This window comes from Candidatus Cloacimonadota bacterium (assembly GCA_012516855.1).
In the GTDB taxonomy this organism is placed as follows: Bacteria; Cloacimonadota; Cloacimonadia; order Cloacimonadales; family Cloacimonadaceae; genus Syntrophosphaera.
Genome location: JAAYWB010000061.1, coordinates 1 through 11,951, shown reverse-complemented (window position 1 = coordinate 11,951; position 11,951 = coordinate 1). Strand labels below are relative to the sequence as shown.

8 protein-coding genes and 1 pseudogene are annotated in these 11,951 nt (G+C 56.9%); all 9 read left to right on the top strand.

Features of this window, described 5'->3' with window-relative positions; genetic code table 11:
- The first annotated feature begins 348 nt into the window (after nucleotides 1–348).
- The 9 genes and pseudogenes from GX466_06505 to GX466_06465 all read left to right on the top strand — a co-directional run bounded on the left by GX466_06505 (nucleotide 349) and on the right by GX466_06465 (nucleotide 11,542).
- Nucleotides 349–606, top strand: a complete 258-nt coding sequence (locus GX466_06505) for a hypothetical protein (GenBank protein NLH93853.1) — start codon at nucleotides 349–351, stop codon at nucleotides 604–606.
- A complete protein-coding gene (locus GX466_06500) occupies nucleotides 599–1,150 on the top strand; it encodes a hypothetical protein (GenBank protein NLH93852.1) in 552 nt (183 codons plus the stop codon). Before GX466_06505 ends, GX466_06500 begins: the two co-directional genes overlap by 8 nt.
- A gap of 59 nt (nucleotides 1,151–1,209) precedes the next feature.
- Nucleotides 1,210–3,423: a DNA internalization-related competence protein ComEC/Rec2 gene (locus GX466_06495; protein NLH93851.1), complete on the top strand. Its 2,214-nt coding sequence runs from the start codon at nucleotides 1,210–1,212 to the stop codon at nucleotides 3,421–3,423.
- A gap of 58 nt (nucleotides 3,424–3,481) precedes the next feature.
- On the top strand, nucleotides 3,482–5,068 hold the full coding sequence (locus tag GX466_06490; GenBank protein NLH93850.1) for a hypothetical protein: 1,587 nt from the start codon (nucleotides 3,482–3,484) through the stop codon (nucleotides 5,066–5,068).
- On the top strand, nucleotides 5,068–5,859 hold the full coding sequence (locus GX466_06485) for a threonine/serine exporter family protein (GenBank protein NLH93849.1): 792 nt from the start codon (nucleotides 5,068–5,070) through the stop codon (nucleotides 5,857–5,859). The genes GX466_06490 and GX466_06485 overlap by 1 nt, the downstream gene beginning before the upstream one ends.
- 1 nt (nucleotide 5,860) lies before the next feature.
- A complete protein-coding gene (locus tag GX466_06480) occupies nucleotides 5,861–6,313 on the top strand; it encodes a threonine/serine exporter (protein NLH93848.1) in 453 nt (150 codons plus the stop codon).
- Between the two features lie 14 nt (nucleotides 6,314–6,327).
- Complete coding sequence (locus GX466_06475; GenBank protein NLH93847.1) at nucleotides 6,328–7,134, top strand: phosphohydrolase; 807 nt, start codon at nucleotides 6,328–6,330, stop codon at nucleotides 7,132–7,134.
- 196 nt (nucleotides 7,135–7,330) lie between these two features.
- Nucleotides 7,331–9,778, top strand: a pseudogene (locus tag GX466_06470) (hypothetical protein).
- Nucleotides 9,779–10,261: 483 nt separating this feature from the next.
- The gene (locus tag GX466_06465; protein NLH93846.1) at nucleotides 10,262–11,542 is read left to right on the top strand and encodes a T9SS type A sorting domain-containing protein; all 1,281 of its coding nucleotides are present in this window, start codon (nucleotides 10,262–10,264) and stop codon (nucleotides 11,540–11,542) included.
- The last annotated feature ends 409 nt before the right edge of the window (nucleotides 11,543–11,951 follow it).

Genomic DNA, 11,951 nt, shown 5'->3' with positions numbered 1-11,951 from the left:
ATGGCTTAAATTAGATTAATGAAAGCGATTTGGTATAAATCTTCAGGTGAAAACGCCCAACCCGATCCTGTTTTTGCCCTGACCCGTCCTTTACCCCTTCCCATCCGCCTCCTTTTCGTCTCCCGCTGAGTTCTCGTTTGAAAGGTGGGAAGTCAATGGGAAGTTAATGGGAAGTGAAAGGGATAGGGCAAAGGGCCTGTAGTCATTCAGGGCAGAAATGATGGTGGGAATCGCTTAATATGGTGCCTACAAAGGAGTTTACCAGTCTGGATGCCGCGGTAAGGATTTAGCTTGACAGCAACGGGGTGGGCCGGAAACTGGCGGCAATCTGTGACTACGAGAATGAGAATGAAAACAAATCTTTCCCAGTTCAAGAATCGGTTCGTTTCGCGCTGGAGCATAGTCTTGCTGCTGCTTGTATTCGTTGGCACCGGTTTCGCCCGGGTGGGGATGAGTTCTGGCGAAATAAACGTTCCTGACTCCAATCATGCGCTGCAAACCACCTTCGACACCCAAACGGCGAAAACCTCGCCTGATTATCCGGATTCAGCCGCCGTGGCAAGCGGTTTTAAGAGAGTTGCAGACATAAGGAGTATCCATGTTTGAGTTTATTAAATCCCTTCCCGGTTTGTATTTAAGCTGGGTCAAGGCTTGGCCGCTGCTGTCGGCGATGATCCAGTTCGCGATTTTGGGCACCTTGGGCGAAATCATTTCCAAGTGGGTCATCCGAAAGAGTTTCCGCTATCCTTTCACGTTCGGATTGACGCTGTGGAAAATGCTCGTCTGGGCGCTTCTGGGCGTGGCGATTAAATACGCCTTTCAGGGCTTCACGGGTTTTGTGGAACATCTGGAGGCGCATTCCTATCTGCCTCCATTGAACACATTTGGCAGGGCTTTTGCCATCTCCGCCTTCATGAACCTGCAGTTTGGGCCGTTTATGGTGATCGTGCACCGGCTTCTGGACAACCTGGGGGAGCGGAAGCAAAACTGGAAGGGTATCCATAAAAGCATGCTGGCGCTGCTCTGGTTCTGGATCCCGGCCCACACGGTGACCTTTTTGCAGACACCGGACCTGCGCATCGGGCTGGCCGCGCTGCTGTCGCTGGCGTTGGGACTGATCCTGGGCATCTTCAACCGGCGTCAGGCATAGCCTTTTTCACTTACCCGATGCGTCCCAATCCACCGCCCGCCCCACTTTTGGTAGCGGTGTTGGCTTGGTGCGTGGGTATCGGCATCGCCAGGTTTCTGGACCCACCCTTCCGGCCCCTGTTGGGACTGGGGGCCCTGCTGCTGGCCGCGGCGGTAGTTCTGAAAAATGCCCGGCCAGTATTGGCGCTACTGCTCTGCCTGGTTTTGGGGGCTTTGCGCTGGAACGCGGCAAATGAGCCCTCCGCCCTGGATGTGGTTTTCCGGGCTAAGCGCCACATCCAGCAAGACGCGGAATTCACGGTCACCAAACTGCTTTCCCGGGAGGCGGGGATATACGAAATCCGCTTGGAAGAACTTGCCGGCGTGAAATTGCGCGAACCCCTGAGCCTGTTCTCGGAGGAGGAACTGATGCCGGGACAGGCATATACGGCACTTCTGGAAGTATTGCCCGGGAAACAGGACCCCATACTGGATATGTTTCCCGCCCGACACAGAGCTTATGTGCGGCAGTCACTTACGCCAGTTGACAAACCACCGCGGATGTTTCCGGTAGCCCTCTGGAGAGTGCGGCTGCTGAAAAACCTTGATGACAAGCTGGGAGCGGATTCCGAATTTGCCAAAGCGTTTCTGTTTTCAGATACTTCCGCCAAGGGCCAATACCGCGACCAACTCACCCGTAGCGGCATGATCCATCTGATCGTGGTGAGTGGACTGCATATCTGGTTTATCTACGGAATCTGCATGGTGCTGCTTAACGCTCTGTTCCCCAAGCGGGCAGCAGAGCTTACCTTCCTCGTGCTGATCGCTTTTTACGCCGCGCTTAACCACTGGTCGCCACCAGTGACCCGGGCCATCCTGATGATCGGCCTGATGATCCTGGGACGCTGGCGCAGCATACCTTTGGGCGGCGCGCAACTGCTGGCGCTGAGCCTGCTGATCATCACCGCCGTCAGTCCTGAACAGCTCTTCAATATCGGGCTGCAGCTCTCGTATCTCTGTATCGGCGTGATCATCCTGGGCCTGCCTAAAATCGTCTGGATCAGCGAACAGCGGCTTCCTTCAGACGCTCTGCGGGGAAGGCTGAACAGATTTTTCGACCTGCTGCTTATGAATCTTGTGGTCGGCTTGGCGGTCCTGCCGCTGACCCTGCACTATCTCGGAACGGCCTCACTTAACGGGATTCTGGGCAACCTGCTGGGAATTCCGCTCTCAGGCGCGCTGCTCACCGTGAGTTTCATCGTGCTGCTGATTCCCGGAGGCAACTGGCTGTGCAACATCTACATCGCCTCATACCGCCTGTTATTGTGTGCTTTCAACCGATGGACAGAATTTGTGGCCCGGCTGCCCCTTTGGCTGGAAAACACCTGGATCAGTGGGCTGCAGCTTTTTGGGGCTATGCTGTTGGTGGTCAGTATGTTGTATCTGCTGCGTCGGCTTGAGTTCAGTTGGAAAGTATTGCCCGTCGCAGTGCTGGGATTGGCGCTGCTTTTTCTGCCCCAATTCCGCTCGAAGCCGGAGGGAGGCATCTACTTATTTGCGTGCGGGACAGGGGATTGCATCCTGGCTTCATTTCCGGGTGGCGAGACCCTGCTGGTGGATACGGGGCCCAAATTCCACAACGCTGAAAAAAGCTGGGCTGCCGGCAAACTGCTGCCCTGGCTGGCCCGTAAGAACATTTGTCGCATTGACTGGATGGTGCTAACGCATCTGGATTCGGATCATTCGGGAGGTTTTCCCGATTTGGCCAAGGCACTGAGCATCAACAACCTGGCTGTAACCGACGAAACCATCCAAGACCCAAAATGGGTGGAGTGGAGCGAGTCCGGATGGCTTGACGGGATCAGGGTTCACACGATTTCCGACACCATCTCATACCGAATGGGTGAGGCCAGGCTGAAGTTTTTGCATCCGGACCGCGATTACTTCACGGAGAGCTCAAACAGCGCTTCGCTGGTCTTCCGCCTGGACTATCTGAACACCAGCTATCTCTTTACGGGAGACGCCGATATAGACGCGGAAGCGCATCTGCTGGCTTCATATCCTGAGGAACTGAAGGCTGATTTTCTGAAAGCCGGACACCACGGCAGCCGCAGTTCCAGCAGCCAGGAGTTTGTGCGCGCGGTGATGCCGGACGAGGTTTGGATAACGGTTTCAGACCGCAACCAATGGGGATTTCCTCATCCGGAACCGCTGAACGCTTTCCGCCGTTACGCCAGGCGTATCAGCAGCACCTCTTCGGGCAGTATCCATCAGCCTTTCGCACAAAAAGATTGACAGGGAGGGGGCGGTTCAGCTTTGCTGACCGCAGAGTCTATTATAAAGAAGGATGTCCATGCCCACACCCAGCGCCCGGGCCTTGGGATTGCCCGCGGTTTTTGCCCTGATCGAACTGGCGGGGGAGTTCCCGGCCGAGGTGAAGAAACAGGAATTGAAGCGCCCGCCGCTGAAGTTTGCGGACGCGAAGCACCGCTATGCCAAATTGGAGCAGGTGATCGCGCTGCTGCGGGGAGAAGATGGTGCCCTGCGTGACCTGAGGGAGCTTTTCGCCCGGATTCCCAAGCTCAGTCTGCCCCAGCGCGGTGGAAAAGCCATCTTTGCCCTGCACGAACTCTTTTTGCTCAAAGAACACCTTTACCATTACGGTAGGCTGCATGCCTGGCTGCGCCGCAAAGGCTGGCTTGACACCTTCATTCTGCCGGACCTGGGCAAAGTTTTCGCCCTTCTGGACCCCGACGGCACCAAATTGCCCGCTTTTCACCTTTCAGCGGCTTATTCTGCCAAGCTGGGGGAAATCCTCAGCGCCCAGTTCGAAACGGCGAACCGTCTCAAACACGCACGGGCCCAGTATCTGCAGGAGGCGAGGGAGGAACTGGATTTTCCCGGCCTGAAAGAGGAATTCACCCTTTCCCGTGCTGAAAGCGACTTGGCGGAGCGGATTTTGCACTCGCCATACTTTGTCCTGAGCGCGGAAAGCGTTGCCAATTACAGCTTTGTGCTGGCCGATGACGAACTCTGCCTGAACCTGAAGAAACAGCTTGCCCTGCATCAGCAAAAACGGGAGCAGGAGGAAGCCCGCGTCTTAAAAAAGCTCTCGGAAAAACTCAGCTCCGAACTGCCCTGTTTGAGGGATGCCCAGGATTTGCTGGCCAACGCCTGCTGGCAATTCATGCTGGCTGATTTCGCCCTGCGTTACGGCTGCGCCATCCCCAAGCTAACACGCAAAAAGGCGATCCGGGTAAAGGGGGCGGTGCATCTGCCGCTCAAACTGCATCTGGAAGAGCTGGGACGCCGCTGGCAGAGTGTGGATTATGATTTCAGCGGCGAGGTTTCGCTCCTTACGGGGCCGAACATGGGAGGCAAAACCACTGTGCTCCGAACAGCGGGGCAACTTTGCTGGCTGGCGCGCCTGGGCATTCCCCTGCCCTGTGATGAAGCTGAGTTGCCGCTTTTCGACAATATCTGGTACAATCAGAGCGAAACGGATTCCAGCGCCGACCTCAGCAGCTTCGGCAAGGAAGTGGTGGCCTTCAGTGAAGCCCTGCGGCTTGAAGGCAGGACCCTGTTCCTGCTGGACGAATTTGCCCGGGGCACCAACCCCGCCGAGGGAGAAAGGCTGGCTTCGGCGGTGTTGCGTCACCTGGCTATGGGAAAGCATATGTGCCTGGCCGCCACTCATTTCACGGCTCCCGCCCTCCTGGCTGGACTGGCTCATTACAGCATCGCGGGACTGGACCTCTCCGCGCTGGAGGGCAAGCGCTTCGCCAGCCCCAGCCAGCGTTTGCGGGCGCTTAATGAGGCCATGGATTACAGCCTCAGGCGTTTGGACAGAAACCAGGCGCCGCCCCTCAACGCCATCGGCGTGGCGAGAGTACTGGGCCTTCCGGAGGAGATTCTAAAGCTAACGGAGACAGACGAATAATGGCGACAATCAATATCAGGGAAGCCACCGAGATCAGCCTGGAGATAGGGCGCATGCTGCTCCAAAGCGGCGCCACCGCAAACCGCGTGGAACGCATGATGCACAAGGTGAGCGAAGTTTTTGGCTACCAGCATACTGAGACATACGTAACCCCCACCGGGATCTTCATCTCGGTCTCTGATTCCCAAACCAAACTGAACACCAGCATCCGGCGTATCGATAACCGGCGCACCGACTTGGGCAAGATAACCCGCATCAGCCATTTCGTGAATGAACTGGAACAGCATTACTGCCGTGACGGCCAGTGCCGCCTCAGCGCGGAGGAGTTTCTGCAAAAACTGGCCCAGATCGACAAGGCCAAAGTCTATCCAGCCTGGTTCTCTGTCTTCTGCGGCGGCCTCACCAGCGGCTGTTTCTGCCTGCTCTTCGGCGGCAGCTGGGCCGAGTTCGCAGTAGCCTATGCCGTGGGGGTGCTGGTGAGCCTTTCCCTGCGCCTCTTGGGGCTGCTGCAGATCAACAACTTTTTGCTCAACATCCTCGGAGCGGCGATGGTGGTAACCTTTGCCAAGCTGATCGACATAGTTGTGCCGAATATCAAGCTGGACAACATCATCATCGGCGGAATCATGCTGCTGGTGCCGGGCTTGAACTTTGTGAACGCCATCCGCGACACCATGAGCGGCGACCTCGTTTCCGGAACAGCCCGGGCCGTGGAAGCGGTATTCATAGCCGTGGCAATCGCCGCCGGCAGCGGTGTGATGCTGAAGCTCTGGGAACTCTGGGGGTTTTAAGATGCGGCCTTTCGACCACCTAACCCTGATGCAGTTCACTTGGGCGGCGCTGTCCATCCTGGGTTTTTCCATCCGCGTGAACCTGCGGGGCTGGAAGATCCTGCTGCTGGCTTTGGGCGGCGGCTTGTCCTGGGGATTGTATCTGATCTTCCTCTATTACAGCAATTCGCTGTTGTTTTCCATTTTCTGCGCGGTTATTGTGGTATGTATCTACTCGGAGATCGTAGCCCGTCTGATCAAGGTGCCGGTTTCGGTCTTTGTTACCTGCGCGATCATCCCCCTGGTGCCGGGAAGCAGTCTCTACTATGCTATGCAGGGATTCATCGCGGGAAACTCGGAACTGGCTTCGGAGCATACTTACAAGGTTTTGCTTATCTCCGGGACCATCGCCATGGCCATCGCTGTGGTGAGCAGCGCGACCAACCTTATCTTCCGGTTTAGGAACAGATTTTAGGAGAATAAGATAACATGAATAAATCAGTCAAACAGAACGGACTCGAGCGCAACATCCTCAAAATGCTGAAAGGCAAACCCCTGCAGGCAGCCCAGATGCTCTTCGCCGATCCCGAACTCCAGGCCATGCAGGAATACGCGAACATCGTTTCCATCAAACGCCTCGGCTACAACGACCATGGGCCAGTTCACATGCGCAAGGCCACCCTCAACGCCATCAAGATGTTCAAGCTGCTGCACGACGCCGGCATCAAGATGAGCCTGGAGAAAGAAGGCGCCGGCACGGACGAGGATTCCCTCATGGGGGTTCTTTTCGCCTCTCTGCTGCACGACCTGGGGATGTCCGTCGCCCGCCACAACCACGAGCTGATCTCCATCCAACTGGCCATTCCCTTTATTGAACGCATCCTGGACGCCATCCTGCCTCCGGACGATCACATGACCAAAGCAGCCATCCGCTCCATCGCCATCGAAGGCATTTTCGGACACATGGCCTCCCAGCAGATCCACTCGCTGGAAGCCGGGCTGGTGCTGATCGGTGACGGCAGCGACATGGAAAAAGGCCGCGCCCGCATTCCCACCATCCTTTCCAGCGAACCGCGCATCGGCGACATCCACCGCACCTCGGCAGGAGCCATCCAGAAAGTGGTCATCGCCAAAGGCGCGGAAAAACCGATCTCGATCACGGTGGAGATGAGCGCCTCGGTTGGTTTCTTCCAAGTGGAGGAAGTTTTATTCCCCAAAATCAACAAAAGCCCCGTCAAGCCCTATATAGAGCTGTATGCCAGGGTAATAGACCGCGAGTTGCTCAGGTATCTCTAAGGCGAAGGGCTCATAGGCTATCTCACGGTGGGATATGTATCTCCAAAGAAAAGGTGGCGAAAGCCAAGCTAACTTTTCCTTGACGAATTTTATCCTTTAGTTTTTCTGACGGTTTGAGCGATGTTGGGAGTTTCCTGCTTCCAGCTTGGCTATTATAGTAGTGTACTAAGTTAGAATACCAATTCAAGGAGATGTTATGAAAACAAGCATCAACAAACTTGTCCTCCTGCTGGTCTTTACGGTATTGGCCATCAGTGCTTGGGCACTGGTGAGCGAATACAGCTTCACCGGCGTCACCGGCACCTATACCGAGATCACCGGAGGCACCGTCCTGGGAACCAACGCGAACGATCAGGAATGTTTCAACGCGATTCCCCTGGGTTTCACATTCACCTACAACGGAGCAGACTACACGCAAATTAGCGTAATGGCCAACGGCTTCCTGGCCCTTGGCGAGGTAGTTACCCCGAACAACCTGCCGATCAGCTCCACCACGAACGCCACAAACAACGTGGTCTCCGCTTTCTCGCGTGACCTCAAGAGCCGCGACGACGGCGAGCTCAGCTATCTGCTCAGCGGAACCGCCCCCAACCAAGTCTTCACCGTGCAGTGGAAGAACTATCGCCGCAGCCCTACTTCATGCTCAAACGACATCCTCAACTTCCAGATCCAGCTCCACCAAAACGGCAACAAGGTCATCTTTGCCTACGGTTCGTTTACCGCCGTGGACGCTGTGACCGCCCAAACCGTGCAGGTGGGCCTGCGGGGTGATGATAACACTGATTTCAACAACCGCACCACCACCACCGATTGGACCGCCACCACCGCTGGCACAGCCAGCAACGCCTCCTGCCGCATCAGTTCAACGGTCTATCCCCCTCTCGGCCTGGTCTTCACTTATAGCCCCCCCCAACAAGGCACTCCCCCCAACCCCGCCCAGAACCCCGTTCCCGCCAACAATGCCACCAACGTGGCAGCCGGCACCAACCTGAGCTGGGTGACAGGCGGCGGCACCGTTGACGGATACAAACTCTATTTCGGCACTAACAACCCTCCCACGAACCTGGTCAACGGCACCATCCAGACCGGCAACGTTTACGATCATCCCACCGACCTTCTTTACAGCACCACCTACTATTGGAAAGTGGTCCCCTTCAACGCAGCCGGCGGCGATGCCCTGGATTGCCCCCTGTGGCAGTTCACCACCCTGGCCGACCCCACCGTCACCACCTTCCCCTATGTGCAAAACTTCGATGACGTTACCCCCAACGCCCTGCCCCTGGGCTGGTCGACCATCAACGCCAACGGCGACGGCTATACTTGGGAAACCTATGCCGGAAACGCGCAGACCGATCCCAACTCCGTGCGCATCCGCTACAACCAGAACGAGGCTATGGATGACTGGTTGGTTGCTCCGCCCTTGGACCTCACCGCGGACACCGCCTACATCGTCAAATTCTGGTATCGCGCCAACAGCGCCACCTATCCGGAAGCCCTTTCCGTTTATTGGGGAAATGCCGGAAATGCGGCTGGCCTCACCAACCTGCTCTTCGAAAACACGAACATTGTGAACACCGATTACCAGATGGGCCAGGGCACCATTACCCCCACCGCCAATGGCACCTATTACCTGGGCTTCCACGGCCACAGCGCCATGAACATGTTCTACCTCTATCTGGACAGCGTCTCCATTGAAGAGAACGTGGACAGCATGGACCCGCCCACGAACCTTGCAGCCGAAGTCGTGAACAATGCTTACGTCTCCCTCACCTGGGGCGCCCCCGGCGACACACCACCTCCGCCTCCCGGACTGAATGATAGCTTTGAGACCTATGCCGACTTCTCCATCGAGTTCGATCCCTGGGTGCTGGTGGATGTTGACCAAAGCTCCACTTACGGCTTTTCAACCTATGACTGGCCGAATGAGTATGCGGCCCAAGCCTTTATGGTCTTCAATCCCAGCGCCACCACCCCTCCCATCACCGACCTTACAGCCCATAGCGGAGCCAAGATGGCTGCCTGCTTTGCGGCGGTCTTGCCGTCCAATGGAGGAAGCGGGCCTAACAACGACTGGATGATCTCACCCCTGATCACGCCCACGGCAGGTCAGTTCCTGAACTTCTACGCGAAGTCCTACACTGCTCAATACGGCCTGGAGCGCTTCAAGGTTGGTATTTCCACCACCGGCGCAACCACCCCGGCCAGCTTCACCATCATCAGCGGCACCAACTACATCCAGCCGCCCGTGGATTGGACCCTTTACAGCTATGACCTCAGCGCCTACGCCGGCCAAAGCATCCGCTTCGGCATCCAGTGTATTTCCAACGATGCCTTTATATTCCTGGTGGACGATGTGACCGTTGGCCCAGTTCCCACAGCCAGGGAACACTTTGCCTCCGTTCCCGCTACGGGCATCCGCGATACCGGCGTTCCCGTCCCGGCTCCCAAAACCCTGAACCCGCCCACCCGCGAGTTCCTGGGTTACAAGGTCTATCGCGACGGCACTCTGCTCACCACGATTACCAACACCACAACCACAGCTTACGAAGACCATGACGTGACCGTGGGCACCTACAGCTACACCGTCACCGCCGTCTATACCGCAGGCGAATCCGTCCCTGCCGGCCCTGTTAGCGCCACCATCCTGCCTCCCAACAATCCTCCCATCGACCTCACCGCAACCGTGGACGGCAACGATGTAACCCTGAACTGGACCAGCCCCGAAGCGCCGCAGCCCGGTGAATGGATCACCTGGTGCCAGGATGTGCTCGGCAACGGCATCGGCACCAACAGCGCCATCATCTTCGACGTTGCCCACCGCTTCACCCAGGACGACCTTGCCGCCCATCAGGGTGGAACCGTCACCCAAGTGAAATTCGTACCCAACTACGCCGATTGCGTTTACACCGTGAAAGTGTGGACCGGCGGCAGCGCCAACAACGCCGGAACACTTGTTTCTTCACAGGTTGTGGATGCGCCCACCCTCGGCGATTGGAACCTCTGTGTGCTCAACACCCCCGTGCCCCTGCCGACCACCGGCGACCTCTACGTGGGTTATGAAGTGAACACCCAGGGCGACCACCCCGCCGGCTGTGACGCCGGACCCCATGTTGATGGCAAAGGCAACATGATGTATTTCCAAGGCTCCTGGACCACCCTCACCAACCTGTCCCCAAGCCTTACCTACAACTGGTTGATCCAGACCTTCGTGGCCGACGGCTCTACCATGAAAGCAGTGGAACTCACTCCCATCGTTGAACACAAGGCCATCACCTATGCCCAGGGACCGCTGGAAGTCCTCTATAAAGAACCCGCCAGGCAGAGTGACCGCGCTCTCGCCGGCTTCAAGGTTTACCGCGACGGCGCCCTGATCGGCACCATCAACGATCCCAGCGTTACCACCTACTCCGACATGGACCTGCCCAACGGTGACTATGTCTATGGCGTCACTGCGGTTTACACCACCGGCGAATCGGTTCCCGCCACCGTGAACGTGACCGTGAATGTCCAACTTGCCGAGATCATCTTCCAGGATGGTTTTGAGACCTACGATAACTTCGTGAACCTGTTCGCGCCCTGGACCCTGTTAGACGTTGATCAGTCCACCACCTACGGCTTCTCCGGCGTTGACTTCCCCGGCTCCGGAGGCCCCATGGCCTACATCATCTTCAATCCCAGCGCGACAACGCCTCCGATCACCTCTCTCACCCCCCACGGCGGAGACAAGATGGCCGCCTGCTTTGCGGCGATCTTGCCGGCCGATGGAGGAAGCGGGCCTAACAACGACTGGATGATCACTCCGCATCTGCATCTGGGCACCAACAGCGCCGTGAAGTTCTACGCACGCTCCCACATGTCCCAATACATAGAGCGCTTCCGCGTGGGCGTTTCAATGCTGCCCAACATCATTCCCCAGGGCTTCCAGTACGTTAGCCCCGGAGATTATGTGGAAGTCCCCGCCGGCTGGACCGAGTATGTGTATGACCTCTCCACCTACGACAACCAGAATGTCTGGATAGGTATCCGCTGCGTGTCCAATGATGCCTTCGTCTTCTACGTGGACGATTTCTCCGTGCACAGTGACGGCGGCTACATCATCACGGCCAACGAAGATCCCAGCATCCCCGCCCTCGTCACCGAGCTGAAGGGCAACTATCCGAACCCCTTCAACCCCCGCACCACCATCAGCTACAGCGTTAAGGATGCCACCCCCGTCACCATCGGCATCTACAACGTGAAAGGCCAGTTGGTGAAGACCCTCGTTAACGAAGACAAAGCCGCCGGCAACCATTCCATCACTTGGGATGGCATCGACGACAACAACCAGCCTGTCTCCAGCGGCGTCTATTTCTACAAGATGCTCGCAGGTAAGTACAGCAGCACCAGAAAGATGATCCTGATGAAGTAATTCCTCAGGTCGATAAGACTCCAGCCCCGGAAAGGTTTTGCCCTCCGGGGCTTTTTTGGGCTCTATTTCTAATGAGCAGGTTAGCCCGATTGCCCACTTGATTTGAAGGAAGCCTGATTTAACAGAGGGCCATGACTGCTTACCCACGGCAATGTCCTGGCAGGCAGGCCCTGAGCGCCCGCGACCATCCCCCTCCCATTCCTCCCGCAAGATACTCGCATCAAATGCGGGCATCGTGCGGGAGGCGCATAGGGGACACGGCACAAGGCCTTAACGGCGCATTGATGTCCCGATTCAGGCGGGGAAGAAAGTGATTGACAAAAACGGGGGCTTCAAATTCAAGGATACAACTTGCTTGTGGAGGATTAGTCCTAATTGGTAAGGCAGCGGTCTTGAAAACCGCCGGGTT